Annotated in this window: 15 protein-coding genes; 9 read left to right on the plus strand and 6 right to left on the minus strand. The window is 68.4% G+C overall.

The genetic code is table 11. The features are described from left to right. Window positions 1–8 precede the first annotated feature (8 nt). Genes pgaB through pgaD form a run of 3 tightly spaced genes read left to right on the plus strand, consistent with a single transcriptional unit; the run spans window position 9 to window position 3,873 of the window. Entirely contained in the window at window positions 9–2,012 is a 2,004-nt protein-coding gene (gene pgaB / locus ACIGFL_RS15180; RefSeq protein WP_397497747.1) for a poly-beta-1,6-N-acetyl-D-glucosamine N-deacetylase PgaB, read from the plus strand. Continuing rightward, window positions 2,009–3,361 (plus strand): poly-beta-1,6-N-acetyl-D-glucosamine synthase, encoded by a 1,353-nt coding sequence (pgaC, locus tag ACIGFL_RS15185; protein ID WP_122110086.1) that lies wholly within the window; start codon window positions 2,009–2,011, stop codon window positions 3,359–3,361. Before pgaB ends, pgaC begins: the two co-directional genes overlap by 4 nt. Next, window positions 3,358–3,873 (plus strand): poly-beta-1,6-N-acetyl-D-glucosamine biosynthesis protein PgaD, encoded by a 516-nt coding sequence (pgaD, locus tag ACIGFL_RS15190; RefSeq protein ID WP_122110085.1) that lies wholly within the window; start codon window positions 3,358–3,360, stop codon window positions 3,871–3,873. Before pgaC ends, pgaD begins: the two co-directional genes overlap by 4 nt. A gap of 97 nt (window positions 3,874–3,970) precedes the next feature. Here the strand turns inward: pgaD and ACIGFL_RS15195 are convergent, their stop codons facing one another. Then, window positions 3,971–6,148 carry a malate synthase G gene (locus ACIGFL_RS15195; protein WP_397497748.1) on the minus strand — a complete coding sequence of 726 codons (2,178 nt, stop codon included), beginning with the start codon at window positions 6,146–6,148 and terminating at the stop codon, window positions 3,971–3,973. 503 nt (window positions 6,149–6,651) lie between these two features. Between ACIGFL_RS15195 and ACIGFL_RS15200 the strand changes: the two genes are divergently transcribed. Both ACIGFL_RS15200 and ACIGFL_RS15205 read left to right on the plus strand, forming a co-directional pair. Beyond that, window positions 6,652–7,101, plus strand: a complete 450-nt coding sequence (locus tag ACIGFL_RS15200; RefSeq protein ID WP_021442081.1) for a GNAT family N-acetyltransferase — start codon at window positions 6,652–6,654, stop codon at window positions 7,099–7,101. Between the two features lie 34 nt (window positions 7,102–7,135). After that, window positions 7,136–7,654 carry a glycine cleavage system protein R gene (locus tag ACIGFL_RS15205; protein ID WP_021442080.1) on the plus strand — a complete coding sequence of 173 codons (519 nt, stop codon included), beginning with the start codon at window positions 7,136–7,138 and terminating at the stop codon, window positions 7,652–7,654. 239 nt (window positions 7,655–7,893) lie between these two features. Here ACIGFL_RS15205 and rarD read toward each other — a convergent pair whose 3' ends face one another. The 5 genes from rarD to ACIGFL_RS15230 form a co-directional block, all read right to left on the minus strand. After that, entirely contained in the window at window positions 7,894–8,787 is an 894-nt protein-coding gene (gene rarD, locus ACIGFL_RS15210; RefSeq protein ID WP_122110082.1) for an EamA family transporter RarD, read from the minus strand. A gap of 195 nt (window positions 8,788–8,982) precedes the next feature. Continuing rightward, complete coding sequence (locus ACIGFL_RS15215) at window positions 8,983–9,957, minus strand: serine/threonine protein kinase (RefSeq protein ID WP_397497749.1); 975 nt, start codon at window positions 9,955–9,957, stop codon at window positions 8,983–8,985. A 56-nt stretch (window positions 9,958–10,013) separates the two neighbouring features. Next, complete coding sequence (locus tag ACIGFL_RS15220; protein ID WP_122110080.1) at window positions 10,014–10,778, minus strand: TOBE domain-containing protein; 765 nt, start codon at window positions 10,776–10,778, stop codon at window positions 10,014–10,016. A gap of 60 nt (window positions 10,779–10,838) precedes the next feature. Next, a complete protein-coding gene (locus ACIGFL_RS15225; protein ID WP_397497750.1) occupies window positions 10,839–11,570 on the minus strand; it encodes a ComF family protein in 732 nt (243 codons plus the stop codon). 42 nt (window positions 11,571–11,612) lie between these two features. Then, window positions 11,613–11,906, minus strand: coding sequence for a hypothetical protein (locus tag ACIGFL_RS15230; protein WP_122110078.1), 294 nt, complete (start codon window positions 11,904–11,906; stop codon window positions 11,613–11,615). A gap of 207 nt (window positions 11,907–12,113) precedes the next feature. Between ACIGFL_RS15230 and bioB the strand changes: the two genes are divergently transcribed. The 4 genes from bioB (at window position 12,114) to bioC (ending at window position 16,013) form a co-directional block, all read left to right on the plus strand. After that, a complete protein-coding gene (bioB, locus tag ACIGFL_RS15235; protein ID WP_021444586.1) occupies window positions 12,114–13,169 on the plus strand; it encodes a biotin synthase BioB in 1,056 nt (351 codons plus the stop codon). Window positions 13,170–13,261: 92 nt separating this feature from the next. Then, window positions 13,262–14,431, plus strand: a complete 1,170-nt coding sequence (bioF, locus tag ACIGFL_RS15240) for an 8-amino-7-oxononanoate synthase (RefSeq protein ID WP_397497751.1) — start codon at window positions 13,262–13,264, stop codon at window positions 14,429–14,431. After that, window positions 14,424–15,152, plus strand: a complete 729-nt coding sequence (locus ACIGFL_RS15245; RefSeq protein ID WP_397497752.1) for an alpha/beta fold hydrolase — start codon at window positions 14,424–14,426, stop codon at window positions 15,150–15,152. The genes bioF and ACIGFL_RS15245 overlap by 8 nt, the downstream gene beginning before the upstream one ends. A 30-nt stretch (window positions 15,153–15,182) precedes the next feature. Then, window positions 15,183–16,013, plus strand: coding sequence for a malonyl-ACP O-methyltransferase BioC (bioC, locus tag ACIGFL_RS15250; protein WP_397497753.1), 831 nt, complete (start codon window positions 15,183–15,185; stop codon window positions 16,011–16,013). The last annotated feature ends 48 nt before the right edge of the window (window positions 16,014–16,061 follow it).

Genomic DNA, 16,061 nt, shown 5'->3' on the forward strand with positions numbered 1-16,061 from the left:
ACCATCCCATGGCCTATTTCCCTCGTTGGCTGCTGCTCGGGCTGAGTGCCCTGCTGCTCGCCGCCTGCGCCGTCGAAGCGCCGCCCTTCACCCCGCCGCTGGAGCGCCCGCGGGCTGCCGCGGAGAGCCCCTGGCCGCAGGGGCGCGTCCTGGCACTGGCCTATCACGATGTCGAGGACGGCGAGGCCGACCAGCGCTTCATGTCGGTACGCACCGCCAATCTGATCGAGCAGCTGGCCTGGCTCAAGGCCAGCGGCTTTCAGGCCGTATCGGTGGATCAGCTGCTGGCTGCCCGGCAGGGCGGCCCGGCGCTGCCGGACAAGCCGCTGCTGCTCAGCTTCGACGACGGCTACGTCAGCTTCTACGAGCGCGTGCTGCCCATCCTTCGGGCCTATCAGTGGCCGGCGGTGCTGGCCCCGGTGGGCGTCTGGCTGGATACGCCGGCGGACCAGCCGGTGGATTTCGGCGGCGCACCGGTGGCGCGCGAGCGCTTCCTCAGCTGGCAGCAGATCGGCGAGATCGCCGCCAGCGGCCTGGTCGAGATCGCCGCGCATACCGACGCCCTGCACTATGGCGCGCAGGCCAATCCGCAGGGCAACCTGCAGCCGGCGGCGGCCACGCGCCTGTACGATCCGGCGCGCCGGCGTTACGAAAGCGATGCCGAGCATGACGCGCGCATCGCCCGCGATGTCGAACGCATCAGCGCCAAGATCCAGGCCGCCAGCGGCCGGGCGCCGCGGGTCTGGGTCTGGCCCTACGGGGAGGCCAGCGGCAGTGCCCTGCGCATCGTCGGCGACAACGGCTACGAGCTGGCCCTGACCCTGGAGAACGGCCTGGGCGACTTCGCCAACCTGCAGCAGGGCCCGCGCATGCTGCTCAGCGGCGACCCGGATACCAGCAACCTGGCCCTGGCGGTCAGCCGGGTCGAGGAGCAGAAGCTGATGCGCGTCGCCCATGTCGACCTGGATTACGTCTACGACCCCGACCCGCAGCAGATGGACGCCAACCTCGGCAAGCTGGTGCAGCGCATCGCCGACCTGCGCATCAGCACGGTGTTCCTGCAGGCCTATGCCGACCCCGAGGGCGACGGCCTGGTCAAGTCGCTGTACTTCCCCAACCGCCACCTGCCGGTGCGTGCCGACCTGTTCAACCGCGTCGCCTGGCAGCTGCGCACCCGCGCCAAGGTCGAGGTGTTCGCCTGGATGCCGGTGCTCAGCTTCGACCTCGATCCCGCCCTGCCGCGGGTGCTGCGCTGGTCCGCCGATGCCGCGCCGCAGGTGGACGAGGCGCAGTACCGTCGCCTGTCGCCCTTCGATCCCGAGGTGCGCCGGCAGATCGGCGAGATCTACGAGGACCTGGCGCGTCACGCCAATTTCGCCGGCGTGCTGTATCACGACGATGCGCTGCTCTCGGATTTCGAGGACGCCAGCCCGGCGGCCCTGGCGGCCTATCGCGCTGCCGGTCTGCCCGGAGAGATCGCCCGGCTGCGCGCCGACGAGGACAACCTGCAGCGCTGGACACGTTTCAAGAGCCGTTACCTGATCGACTTCACCGCCGAGCTGACGGCCAGGATGCGTGCCATCCGCGGCCCGCAGGTGAAGACCGCACGCAACCTCTATGCGCAGCCGGTCATCAACCCCTACAGCGAGACCTGGTTCGCGCAGAACCTCGACGACTTCCTCGCCAGCTACGACTGGACCGCACCCATGGCCATGCCCTTCATGGAGGGCGTCGAGGCGCAGCAGGCCAATGCCTGGCTGGACCAGCTGGTGCAGCAGATCGCCAGGCGTCCGGGCGCGTTGCAGCGCACGGTGTTCGAGCTGCAGGCGCGCGACTGGCGTCGCGGCAGCCAGGGGCCGATCGACTCACAGCTGCTGGCCCAGTGGATGCGCCGCCTGCAATGGCAGGGCGTGCGCCACTTCGGTTACTACCCGGACGACTTCCATAGCGACCAGCCGCGTCTGCAGACGATTCGGCCGGCGCTCTCCAATGCCTGGTATCCCCTGCCATGATCGATCGCATCTACGCCCTGCTGATCCTGCTGCTGGTGCTCGGCGCCCCGGTCGGGGTGGCCCTGGCCCTGACCGGGGACGTGCTGCTGGACTTCGTGTTCTTCTACCCGCTGTTCATGTCGGCACTGTGGATGGCTGGCGGCAGCTACTTCTGGCTGCACTGGGAGCGCCACTGGCCCTGGTCCGACAGCGGCGAGGTGCTGCCGCCGCCGCTGGCCGGCGAACCACTGGTGTCGATCCTGGTACCGTGCTTCAACGAGGGCGAGCACGCCCGGGAAACCATAGGGGCGGCCCTGGCGCAGCGCTACCCGGCCATCGAGGTGATCGCCATCAACGACGGCTCTCGCGACGACACCGCCGCGGTGCTCGATCGCCTGGCGGCCGCCGAGCCGCGCCTGCGCGTGCTGCACCTGGCGCAGAACCAGGGCAAGGCCGTGGCCCTGCGCATGGGCGCCCTGGCGGCGCGCAGCGAATACCTGGTGTGCATCGATGGCGACGCCCTGCTCGATCGGGACGCCGTGGCCTACCTGGTGGCGCCGCTGATCGACAACCCGCGGGTCGGCGCCGTCACCGGCAACCCGCGCATTCGTACCCGCTCGACGCTGGTCGGACGCATCCAGGTGGGCGAGTTCTCCTCCATCATCGGCCTGATCAAGCGGACCCAGCGGGTCTATGGCCGCGTCTTCACGGTGTCCGGGGTGATCGCCGCGTTCCGCCGCAGCGCGCTGAACCGCATCGATTACTGGAGCGCGGACATGATCACCGAGGACATCGACGTCAGCTGGAAGCTGCAGCTCGATCACTGGTCGATCTTCTACGAGCCGCGCGCGCTGTGCTGGATCCTTATGCCGGAAACCCTGCGCGGCCTGTGGAAGCAGCGCCTGCGCTGGGCGCAGGGCGGCGCCGAGGTGCTGCTGAAGAACATCGGCACCATCTGGGCCTGGCGCTTTCGCTACATGTGGCCGCTGCTGATCGAGTTCGCCTTGTCGGCGATCTGGGCCTTCACCTTCGCCCTGTCGATCCTGCTGTGGCTGGTCGGCCAGCTGGTCGAGCTGCCGGCCGAGTTGCAGGTCAGCAGCATCATGCCGCCGGCCTTTACCGGCCTGGTGCTGGCCTGCGTATGCCTGCTGCAGTTCAGCCTCAGCCTGTTCATCGAGCGACGCTACGAAACCGGGCTGGCGCGCGCGTTGTTCTGGATCATCTGGTATCCCCTGGCGTTCTGGATGATCACCCTGTTCACCACCCTGGTCAGCTTCCCCAAGGTCATGCTCAAGCGGCGTCAGCAACGGGCGCGCTGGGTCAGCCCGGATCGCGGGATCAATACCCTCAACGCAAGGAAGCCGTCATGAGTCTGTTGATTCGTAGCCAACAGAGCCGTCTGGGGCGCGCCGTCGATGTGCTGCTGACACTCTCCGCCTGGGCGGCGATGGCCTATCTGCTGGTGCAGGGCGTGGCCTCGCTGCTGGCCAGCGGCCGGCATGGACCGCGGCCGGCCCTGGTAGCGGAAATCATGCCGACGCTCGATACCCTGCTGATCTACCTGCTGGTGGCGCTGGGGCTCGGCACCATCCTGCTGGCCTGGGCCAAGTACAACGAACGCCGCGCCGGCTGGTACCAGCGCCGTTCGCGCATGCCGGACATCGCCGAGGAGACTCTGGCGGCCAATTTCCAGGTCTCCCTGGCGATCCTCGATTGCCTGCAACGTCAGCAGGTGCTGATTCTGCACAATGGCGAGGACGGTGCGCTGGCTGCCATCGAGTTCCCCGGTACCGCGCTGCGCCTGCCGGCCCTGGCCAGCGACGAGCTGCTCGAGTCGCTGCGCAGCGAAGAGGCGCCGAGCGCCGAGCCGCTGGCGGGCTGAGCGCAGCCTCTGGCGTCGGCGACAACGGCGCCCTGGGAAAAGAAAATCCCCGCAGCGAGCGGTCGCGGCGGGGATTTCTTTGTCGAGCCGGGGCGAATCAGAGACCGTTCTTCGCCTTGAACTCGCGACGACGGCGGTGCAGCACCGGCTCGGTGTAGCCGTTGGGCTGCTTGGTGCCTTCGATCACCAGCTCCAGCGCGGCCTGGAAGGCGACGTTGTTGTCGAAGTCCGGGGCCAGCGGGCGGTACAGCGGGTCGCTGGCGTTCTGCCGGTCGACCACCGGCGCCATGCGCTTGAGGCTTTCGATCACCTGGGCTTCGCTGACGATGCCGTGGCGCAGCCAGTTGGCCAGCAGCTGGCTGGAGATGCGCAGGGTGGCGCGGTCTTCCATCAGGCCGACGTCGTTGATGTCCGGCACCTTGGAGCAGCCGACGCCCTGGTCGATCCAGCGCACCACGTAGCCGAGGATGCCCTGCGAGTTGTTGTCCAGCTCGTTGCGGATTTCTTCTGCTGACCAGCTGGTGTCCTTGGCCAGCGGGATGGTCAGGATGTCGTCCACCGACGCCGGAGTACGCTTGGCCAGTTCGGCCTGACGGGCGAACACGTCGACCTTGTGGTAGTGCAGGGCGTGCAGGGTGGCGGCGGTCGGCGAGGGGACCCAGGCGGTGTTGGCGCCGGACAGCGGGTGGGCGATCTTCTGCTCGAGCATGGCGGCCATCAGATCGGGCATGGCCCACATGCCCTTGCCGATCTGCGCGCGGCCCTGCAGGCCGGTGGCCAGGCCGACGTCGACGTTGTTGTTCTCGTAGGCGCCGATCCAGGTCTCGCTCTTCATGGCGGCCTTGCGCACCACGGCGCCGGCTTCCATGGAGGTGTGGATCTCGTCACCGGTGCGGTCGAGGAAGCCGGTGTTGATAAATACCACGCGTTCCGAAGCCGCTTTGATACAGGCTTTCAGGTTGACGGTGGTGCGGCGCTCCTCGTCCATGATGCCGACCTTGAGGGTGTTGCGGGCCAGGCCCAGCACCTCCTCAACGCGGGCGAAGATTTCGCTGGCGAAGGCGACTTCTTCCGGGCCGTGCATCTTTGGCTTGACGATGTACACGCTGCCGGTGCGGGTGTTCTTGCGCGTGGTGTTGCCGATCAGGTTGTGCACCGCGATCAGGCTGGTGAACAGCGCGTCCTGGATGCCTTCCGGAATCTCGTTGCCTTCGGCGTCGAGGATGGCCGGGTTGGTCATCAGGTGGCCGACGTTGCGCACGAACAGCAGCGAGCGGCCATGCAGGGTCAGCTCGGAGCCGTCGACCTTGGTGTAGACGCGATCCGGGTTCATGGTGCGGGTGAAGGTCTGGCCGCCCTTGGCGACTTGCTCGGCCAGGTCGCCCTTCATCAGGCCCAGCCAGTTCTTGTAGACCACCACCTTGTCGTCGGCATCGACGGCGGCGACCGAGTCTTCGCAGTCCATGATGGTGGTCAGCGCGGCTTCCATCAGCACGTCTTTCACGCCGGCGGCGTCGGTGCTGCCGATGGGGCTGGCGGCGTCGATCTGGATCTCGAAGTGCAGGCCGTTGTGCTTGAGCAGCACGGCGACCGGCGCACTGGCCTCGCCCTGGAAGCCGATCAGTTGCGCGTCGTCGCGCAGACCGCTGTTGCTGCCGCCCTTGAGCGAAACCACCAGCTTGCCGTCAACGATCTTGTAGCCGGTGGAGTCGACATGGGAGCCGGCGGCCAGCGGCGCGGCCTCGTCGAGGAAGGCGCGGGCGAAGGCGATGACCTTGTCGCCGCGCACCTTGTTGTAGCCCTTGCCCTTCTCGGCGCCGCCTTCTTCGCTGATCACGTCGGTGCCGTAGAGGGCGTCGTACAGCGAGCCCCAGCGGGCGTTGGAGGCGTTCAGGGCGAAGCGCGCGTTCATCACCGGCACCACCAGCTGCGGGCCGGCCAGGCGGGCGATCTCTTCGTCGACGTTGGCGGTGGTGGCCTGGAAGTCTTCCGGCTCCGGCAACAGATAGCCGATTTCCTGGAGGAAGGCCTTGTAGGCAGCGGCGTCATGGGCCTGACCCTGGCGCGCCTGGTGCCAGGCATCGATCTGCGCCTGCAGTTCGTCGCGTTTGGCCAGCAGGGCACGGTTCTTCGGTGCCAGGTCCTTGATGACCGCGGCGGCACCGGCCCAGAACTGGTCGGCAGCGATGCCGGTACCGGGGATGGCTTCGTTGTTCACGAAGTCGTACAGGACTTTGGCGACCTGCAGGCCACCGACTTGAACGCGTTCAGTCATCACTTGCCTCACTCTCTCTGAGCTCTACTCAATAGCCGCTTCGGGCCCCTCTAAAAACTACCTGCGTTGCCATCGCTGCGTTAGCAACAGGCTCAGAAGGCTCATTTACACCAAGTAAACTCCGCTTCTTCGCCCGTTCGATTCGCTGGCGCTCACCCTTCGGGCCAGCCTTCGGCTGTTACTCCCGTTGGTCGTTGCGCCTGGCGCTGGCTACCTCGCCTACGTTTTTAGAGGGGCTCGTCGGAGACGGGTTTGCCGTCTTGTAGTCCGAGGCGCGGCATACTACATCAAGATTCCGGGGAAATGCAGTGGGTGTGCGTCAGTCTGCGACCGGAAGGCTCTGCGCGGTCACGTTGAATACGTTGTGTATGCAAAAAAGTGCGCTATTGTTTCATAAAAATTGTAAAAACGTACACGATTAATTGCGCGGGCTACTGACAAGAGGGCGAATATGGCCTACGCCGCCTTCGCCTATACTGCGCTGACCCGTTCTGGAGCCTGCCATGCCGGTATCCGCCGCCGTTGCCGCCGACCTCGTCGACCTCACCCGCCTGTTCGCCGGCTACCTGGCCTTTTACCAGGTGCCGCGGGCCGAGACGGAGATCGCCGCCTTTCTCCGCCAGCGTCTGCAGCGCGGCGACTCGCAGCTGCTGATCGCCCGCGACGAGCGGGGCGCGGCCCAGGGCTTCGTCCAGCTCTATCCCTTCCACTCGTCCCTGGCGCTGGAACCGGCCTGGCTGCTCAGCGATCTCTATGTCGACGAGTCGGCTCGCCGCGCCGGCGTCGGCGCGGCGCTGATGAACGCCGCCCGTGCTCATGCCGAGGCCAGCGGCGCCTGCGGCCTGCAGCTGGAAACGGCGAAGACCAACCTGGCCGGGCAGCGCCTGTACGAGCGCCTGGGCTATGTGCGCGACGAGCAATTTCTCACCTACTGGCTGGCGCTGCGCGGCTGAGCCTTTCCAATCCTGTGAACGAGTGAGGTAGTACATGGATCATCTGGTACTGACGGTGATTGCCGAGGATCAACCGGGGCTGGTCGAGCGCCTCGCCGCCTGCGTCGCCGAACACGGCGGCAACTGGCTGGAAAGTCGCATGGCGCGCATGGCCGGGCAGTTCGCCGGCATCGTGCGGGTGGACGTGCCGGCCGAGGCGCACGGCGGTCTGATCAAGGCCCTGGAGGCGCTCGGTGCGCAGGGCATTCGTGTGCAACTGGCGGTCAGCGGCAGCGAGCCGGGCGGACGCTTCACCGCGATCCGCCTGGAGCTGGTGGGCAACGACCGCCCCGGTATCGTGCGCGACATCACCCGCTTGTTGGCCGAGCAGGGGGTCAACCTGGAAAGCCTGCTGACCGAAGTGGCGCCGGCGCCGATGAGCGGCGAGCTGCTGTTCACCGCCGAGGCGCTGCTGGCGGTGCCGGAGACGCTGCCGCTGGAGCAGTTGCAGGCGCGCCTGGAGACCCTGGCCGACGACCTGATGGTGGAGCTGAATCTGCGTCAGGAGGACTGAATATCCACGGCTGGCGTGGATCAGCCTGTGGATAAGCTGGGGAGCCCCGGCGCACCCACTAGTGCCCCGGGGCTTTTCTTTGCCTGGCTAAAAAATCAGCAGGATCAAAGGTTTGTGCGCAAATGCCGGGGGGAGCTGTGGCTGAGTCGGGGCCGAAAGGCGCCGCGCCAGGGCTGACGCAGCCTGGCGGCGGTTGGGTGTTTTCTGCTCAGCCGAGTGCGTGCGCTGTGCGCCCCCCCTTACACGCTCGGACGTTTGCGCAGGCTCAGCCAGATATCCAGGCTGTACACCGCCAACCCGGCCCAGATGCAAGCGAAGGCCAGCAGGGTGCTGGGGGCGAAATGCTCGTCGAACAGCAGGATCGCCTGCAGCAGCACCAGGGTCGGCGCGATGTACTGCAGAAAGCCCAGGGTGGTGTAGGGCAGGTGGCGCGCTGCGGCGTTGAAGCACACCAGCGGCACCAGGGTGATGGGCCCGGCGGCCGCCAGCCACAGCGCCTCGCTACTGGTCCAGAAGCTCGCCTGGCTGCTCGCCGCCGCCGGGTGCAGGGCCAGCCAGGCCAGCGCCACCGGCAGCAGTAGCCAGGTCTCCACCACCAGACCGGGCAGGGCGGCGACCGGCGCCTGTTTGCGGATCAGCCCGTAGAAGCCGAAGGTCAGCGCCAGCACCAGCGACACCCAGGGCAGGCTGCCCAGCTGCCAGACCTGCTGCAGCACGCCGAGGGCGGCCAGGCCGACGGCCAGCCACTGCAGGCGGCGCAGGCGCTCGCCGAGAATCAGCAGGCCGAGCAGCACGTTGATCAGCGGGTTGATGTAGTAACCCAGGCTGGCCTCGATCATCCGCTCGTTGTTCACCGCCCAGACGTAGACCAGCCAGTTGGTGGCGATCAGCAGGCCGCAGCCGGCCAGCACCGCCAGGCGCTTGGGATGGTCGCGCAGCTCGCGCCACCAGCTCGGGTGTTTCCACACGAGCAGCAGCAGGCCGCCGAACAGTGCCGACCAGAGCACCCGGTGGACGATGATTTCCAGTGCCGGCACGCTCTGGATGGCCTTGAAGTAGAGCGGGAACAGGCCCCAGATGACGTAGGCGGTGAGGCCGAGGAGATACCCGCGTCGCGGGTTGGCGGTGGCCATGCGGAGTCCTTGCTTAGGCAGCTAACGGTAGCCGCGGAATTCTAGTCCCCGGCCCCCGGGCTTGTCTGTTCGTTCAGTTTTTCTTCATGGCCGCGTGCCGGGAAAGTCGTAAGGCAAAGTTTACGCGGCGCGGGCAACTGTATCGGTCTGGGCCGGCTTGCCGGCGATCATTGCAAGGTTCATCCGGGCTACGTCTCAGAACAGCCGCAGCGGCTCCTCGTCCAGCGCCGCCAGTTGCTCGCGCAAGGAGAGGATCTGGTCGCCCCAGTAGCGCTCGCCGGCGAACCAGGGGAAGGCCAGGGGGAAGGCCGGGTCGTCCCAGCGTCGGGCGATCCAGGCGCTGTGGTGCATCAGGCGCAGCGCGCGCAGGCCCTCGATCAGCGGCAGCTCGCGGGCGTCGAAGTCGTGGAATTCCTGGTAGCCGTCCATCAGCTCGGCCAGTTGACCGAGGCGCTCGTGGCGCTCGCCGGCCAGCATCATCCACAGGTCCTGCACCGCCGGGCCCATGCGGCAGTCGTCGAGGTCAAGGATGTGGAAGCTGTCGTCGCGGCACAGCAGGTTGCCGGGGTGGCAGTCGCCGTGCAGGCGGATCGGCTGGTAGCGCACGCGGGCGAACAGCTGATCGAGGCGCGCCAGCAGGTCGCGCGCCACCGACTCGTAGGCCGGCAGCAGGCTGCGCGGGACGAAGCCGCCGCCGAGCAGGGTGGCCAGCGAGGCGTGACCGAAATTGTCCACCGCCAGGGTTTCGCGGTGGGCGAAGGGGCGGCTGGCGCCGACCGCGTGCAGGCGGCCGAGCAACTGGCCGAGGCGGTACAGCTGATCCAGGTTGCCCGGCTCCGGCGCGCGCCCGCCGCGGCGCGGGAACAGGGCGAAGCGGAAACCGCCGTGCTCGAACAGGGTCTCGCCGTCACGCAGCAGCGGCGCCACCAGCGGCACCTCGCATTCGGCCAGCTCGAAGCTGAAGCTGTGCTCCTCGCGGATCGCCGCATCGCTCCAGCGGTCGGGACGGTAGAACTTGGCGATCAGCGGCGCCTCGTCCTCGATGCCCACCTGGTAGACGCGGTTCTCGTAGCTGTTGAGCGCCAGCACGCGGGCGTCGCTGAGGTAACCGAGGCTCTCCACGGCGTCGAGCACCAGGTCCGGGGTGAGGGTGGAGAAGGGATGGCTCATGACAGGCTCCGCGCGCTAGGGCGCACAGTGTAGCCCTTTGTCCCCGGCCAGCGGGGTCAGACCTGGGTGCCGAGCAATACCTGGCTGGCGGCGAACTGCGCGCGCACCGGGTCGCCGGCGCGCAGGCCCAGCTGCGCCAGGCGCGCGGGGTCGACCAGGGCGCACAGGGTCTGGCCGCTGGCCAGGCCGATGCGCACTTCGCTGGGGCCGTCGTCCGCCGCCAGGACCTGCTCGATCCAGCCGTCCAGGGCATTGCGTGCGGGATCGGGCGGCGCCGACAGCGGCTGCAGTTCCAGCCAGCCGGCCTTGATCAGCGCCACCACGCCGGCGCCGGCACTCAGTTCGAGTTTCTCGGTGCTGTCGCGGGTGATCTGCGCGCGGATCAGCGCGCCGCCCGGCAGTTCCAGTTCGACCAGATCGTTGCGTCCCTGTGCCTGGATCGCCCGCACCCGGCCGCTCAGCTGGTTGCGCGCGCTGGTGCGCAGCAGCAGGCGGCCGAGCAGCTGCAGGTCGGCGTCGTCCTCGGCAGCCTGCAGCAGCTGCGCCTGCAGTGCCTGCACCCGCCGATGCAGGGCCAGCAGGCGTGCGCCGGCCGGGGTCAGGCGCGCGCCGCCGCCGCCCTTGCCGCCGACGCTGCGGCTGACCAGCGGCTGTTCGGCGAGGTTGTTGAGTTCGTCGATGGCGTCCCAGGCGGCCTTGTAGCTGAGTCCGGCGGCCTTGGCGGCGCGGGTGATCGAGCCTTGTACGGCGATCTGCTCGAGCAGGGCCAGGCGTTGCGGGCGGCGGCTGAGCAGTTGGGCGAGGGGATCGGGCTGGGCCATGGGCTGCGGATGGCAAGGGCGATGGGCGGCACGTTGCGCGACTCTGACCGGCAAGTCAAGTCAGCCGTCGCCGGGGCGCGGCGTGCGCGCCAGGCAGTAGACGTCGACCCGCGCGGCGCCGGCGCGGCGCAGCAGGAGGGCGAGGATGCCGGCGGTGGCGCCGGTGGTGAGCACGTCGTCGACCAGCGCCAGGTGGCGCCCGGCGAGTTCGGCGCCGGCGTCGAGGGCGAAGGCCTGGCGCAGGTTGCGCTTGCGCGTGGCGGCGTCCAGCCCCTGCTGCGCCGGGGTGTCCAGGCGCCGTTGCAGCCAGTCGTCGTGTACCGGCAACTGCAGGCGGCGGCCGAGCCAGTCGGCGAGCATCTGCGCCTGGTTGAAACCGCGGCGACGCTGGCGGCGCCGCGCCAGGGGCACCGGCAGCAGCGCCTGCGGCCTGGGCAAACCTTCGTCGTAGGCGTGCTGCAGGTGTTCGGCCAGCAGCTCGGCGAGCAGCCGGCCGTGCGGCCACTGGCCCTGGTGCTTGAAGCGGGTGATCAGGTTGTCCACCGGAAAGGCATAGCGCCACGGCGCCTCCACCCGGGCGAAGCTCGGCGTCTGGCGCTGGCAGGCGCCGCAGATCAGGCCGGCCATCGGCAGCGGCACCGCGCACACCTGGCACTGCGCGCCGAGCCAGGGCAGCTCGGTCTCGCAGGCGCTGCAGATGGCGTGTCGGGGGTGGTCGGCGGGCTCGTCGCAGAGCTGGCAATGGCGGCGCGGTTGCAGCCAGGCGGGAAGCTTGAGGGGGAGCAGGGGCATGACGGCTCGTCCGTGAGCGAAAGCCCTGAGCCTAGTCGGCGCTCAGCGGATCAGCCAGCCCATCAGCACCAGGCCCAGCAGCAGCCAGATCACCCCGGCGAAGATGGCTTTGCGCAGCAGCGCGCGCACGCCCTTGTAGAGAAACAGCAGGCCGAGGATCAGCAGGACCAGGCTGAAGATCGACACGTCCATGCCGATGGCCCGCGCCATGCCGCCGAGGAACGCATCGATGGCGTCGGCCACCGCGCCCAGGGCGCCGGAGAACAGATCGACGATAAAGCGGATGGCGCTGCCCAGGGTGTGGCCCAGCCAGTCGAAAAAGCCGGTTAGCTGCATGCAGAAGATTCCGATGACGCGATAGGGGTTTGGCCAGGTGCCAGTATGAAAGTTCGATTGATCAATAAACGATCAATGGTAAACCTGTGTCTTGTTGCCGGTTGACAGCATCCAAAGGCCACTTATGATGCCCTAAGCCTGAACGTCCCGTCGCCCCGTGTGCGGGCCCCGACAACAGACGCCGCCTAGCGTCGAAGGAAGCTCCCGATGAGTGCAACCGCCGCCACCCCCACCCGCCACGACTGGTCGCTGGCCGAAGTCCGCGCGCTGTTCGAGCAGCCGTTCAACGACCTGCTGTTCCAGGCGCAGACGGTGCACCGCGCGCACTTCGACGCCAACCGCGTGCAGGTCTCGACGCTGTTGTCGATCAAGACCGGCGCCTGCCCGGAAGACTGCAAGTACTGCCCGCAGTCCGGCCACTACAACACCGGCCTGGACAAGGAAAAGCTGATGGAGGTGGAGAAGGTGCTCAAGGCCGCCGCCGAGGCCAAGGCCATCGGCTCCACGCGTTTCTGCATGGGCGCGGCGTGGAAGCACCCGTCGGCCAAGGACATGCCCTACGTGCTGGAGATGGTGAAGGGCGTGAAGAAACTCGGCCTGGAAACCTGCATGACCCTGGGCAAGCTGGATCAGGAGCAGACCCAGGCGCTGGCCGAGGCGGGGCTGGACTACTACAACCACAACCTGGATACCTCGCCGGAGTTCTACGGCAACATCATCACCACCCGTACCTACGGCGAGCGCCTGCAGACCCTGGCCTACGTGCGCGAGGCGGGGATGAAGATCTGCTCCGGCGGCATCCTCGGCATGGGCGAATCGGTGGACGACCGCGCCGGCCTGCTGATCCAGCTGGCCAACCTGCCGGAGCACCCGGAGAGCGTGCCGATCAACATGCTGGTCAAGGTCAAGGGCACGCCGCTGGCCGAGGAGAAGGACGTCGATCCGTTCGACTTCATCCGCACCCTGGCCGTGGCGCGGATCATGATGCCGAAATCCCACGTGCGCCTGTCCGCCGGCCGCGAGCAGATGAACGAGCAGATGCAGGCCCTGGCCTTTATGGCTGGCGCCAACTCGATCTTCTACGGCGAGAAGCTGCTGACCACCGCCAACCCCCAGGCGGACAAGGACATGGCCCTGTTCAAGCGCCTCGGCATCAAGCCGGAGGAGCGCGAGGAGCATGCCGACGAGGTGCACCAGGCCGCCATCGAGCAGGCCCTGGTCGAGCAGCGCGATTCCAAGCTGTTCTATAACGCCGCGGTCTGAAGTCAGGCGGTGGATGAGCTTCGCGTCATCCACCCTACGTAGTCCTTCTGTAGGGTGGATAACCCGCTTGCGGTTATCCACCAGGTCTTGCCATGAGCTTCGATCTTGCCACTCGCCTCGCCGAGCGCCGCGCCGCCAACCTCTATCGCCAACGCCCGCTGCTTGAATCAGCGCAGGGGCCGCTGGTGCAGGTCGATGGCCGCGAGCTGCTGGCCTTCTGCTCCAACGATTACCTGGGCCTGGCCAATCACCCCGAGGTGATCGCGGCCATGCGCGCCGGCGCCGAGAAGTGGGGCGTCGGCGGCGGCGCCTCGCACCTGGTGATCGGCCACAGCACGCCGCACCACCAGCTGGAAGAGGCGCTGGCCGAGTTCACCGGGCGGCCGCGCGCGCTGCTGTTCTCCACCGGCTATATGGCCAACCTGGCGGTGGTCACCGCGCTGGTCGGGCAGGGCGACAGCGTGCTGCAGGACCGCCTCAACCACGCCTCGCTGCTGGATGCCGGCCTGCTATCGGGGGCGCGCTTCTCGCGTTATCTGCACAACGATGCGGTGAGCCTGGCCAATCGCCTGCGCAAGGCCAGCGGTAACTGCCTGGTGGTCAGCGACGGCGTGTTCAGCATGGACGGCGACCTCGCCGATCTGCCCGCGCTGTGCGCCGAGGCGCGCGCCACGCAGGCCTGGGTGATGGTCGACGACGCCCATGGCTTCGGCCCGCTGGGCGCCACCGGCGGCGGCATAGTCGAACACTTCGGCCTGGGCCTGGACGAGGTACAGGTGCTGGTCGGCACCCTGGGCAAGGCGTTCGGCACCGCCGGGGCCTTCGTCGCCGGCAGCGAGGAACTGATCGAGACCCTGATCCAGTTCGCCCGCCCCTATATCTACACCACCAGCCAGCCGCCGGCGGTGGCCTGCGCCACCCTGAAGAGCCTGGAGTTGCTGCGCAGCGAAGGCTGGCGCCGCGAGCACCTGAACCAGTTGATCGCGCGCTTTAGTGCCGGCGCCGCCGAGATCGGCCTGAGCCTGATGGACAGCCCGACGCCGATCCAGCCGATCCTGGTCGGCGACAGTGCCCGTGCCCTCAAGCTTTCGGCACTGCTCAAGGCGCGCGGCCTGCTGGTCGGCGCCATCCGCCCGCCCACCGTGCCGGTCGGCGGCGCGCGGCTGCGGGTGACCCTGTCCGCGGCGCACAGCGAGGCGCAGCTGGAGCTGCTGCTGGAGGCGTTGGCCGAGTGCTGGCCGCAGGTGCAAGAGCATGACTGAACGACTGATCCTGCTGCCCGGCTGGGGCCTGGACAGCGCCCTGTTGCAGCCGTTGGCCGAGGCGCTGGGTGACCAGCTGCGGGTTGAATGGGGCGAACTGCCGGCGCTGACCTCGGCGGCAGTGGACGATTGGCTCGATGAGCTGGACGCGCGCCTGCCGCAAGACTACTGGCTGGCCGGCTGGTCGCTCGGCGGCATGCTCGCCACCGCGCTGGCGGCGCGCCGCGGCGCGCGTTGCCGGGGGCTGATCAGCCTGGCCGCCAATGCCTGCTTTGTCGCCCGCGAGGACTGGCCGAGCGCCATGCCGGTCGAGACCTTCGCCGCGTTCGAGGCCGGCTGCGCGCAGGACGCCGGCGCCACCCTCAAGCGTTTCGCCATGCTCTGCGCTCAGGGCGCAAGCGACGCCCGCGCCCTGGCGCGCCGCCTGCAGGCGGCGCTGACCAAGGCGGATGGCGCGCAATTGCTGGCCGGGCTTCGGGTGCTGGCGAGCCTGGACAACCGCGCGGCGCTGGCCGCCTTCACCGGGCCGCAGTTGCACCTGCTGGCCGAGCAGGACGCCCTGGTACCGGCCGCGGCCGGCGCAGCGCTGCTGGCCCTGCTGCCGGCCGGCGAGGTGGATGTGCTGGAAGGCTGCGGCCATGCCTTCGTGCTGGAACAGCCACAGGTCCTGGCGGCGCTGTTGCTCGACTTTATCCGCGAGGCCAGTGATGGCGAGTCGTAGGGTGCTGGCTTTCTTCCGCGGGGGCCGACCATGAGCGAGCATGCCCAGCCCGGCGGTCTGCCGGACAAGCGCCAGGTCGCGGCCTCCTTCTCCCGTGCGGCGGACAGTTACGACGCGGTGGCCGAGCTGCAGCGCAGCGTCGGCGCGCAGCTGCTCGAGCGCCTGCCCGCCTCGCTGCAGCCGGCGCGCTGGCTGGACCTGGGCTGCGGCACCGGGCATTTCACCCGCGCCCTGGGCGCACGCTTCCCGCGGAGCGAGGGCCTGGCCGTGGATATCGCCGAGGGCATGCTGCGCCATGCCCGGCCGCTGGGTGGCGCCGCGCATTTCGTCGCCGGCGATGCCGAGGCGCTGCCGCTGCAGGCCGCCAGCCTCGACCTGCTGTTCTCCAGCCTGGCGCTGCAGTGGTGCGCCGATTTCCCGCAGGTGCTCCGCGAGGCGGCGCGGGTGCTGCGCCCGGGCGGCGTGCTGGCCTTTTCCAGTCTGTGCGTCGGCACCCTGCAGGAGCTGCAGGGCAGCTGGCAGGCGGTGGACGGCTTCGTCCATGTCAACCGCTTTCGCCGCTTCGAGGACTACCAGCGTCTGTGCGCCGCCGGCGAGCTGCAGCTGCTGAGCCTGCAGCGCCAGGCCGAGGTGCTGCATTTTCCCGACCTGCGCAGCCTGACCGCCTCGCTCAAGGACCTCGGCGCGCACAACCTCAACCCGGGGCGGCCGGGCGGGCTGACCGGGCGCGCGCGGATTCGCGCGCTGATCGAGGCCTACGAGGGCTTCCGTCAGGCCGAGGGGCTGCCGGCCACCTACCAGGTGGTCTATGGCGTGCTGCAGAAGCCGTTGAGCGTGGATCGAATGGAGCACCCGCAGTGACCCACGCCTACTTCGTCACCGGAACGGATACCCGGCTCGGCATGAGAA

The sequence above is a fragment of the Pseudomonas sp. NPDC077649 genome (genome assembly GCF_044542855.1).
GTDB lineage: Bacteria > Pseudomonadota > Gammaproteobacteria > Pseudomonadales > Pseudomonadaceae > Aquipseudomonas.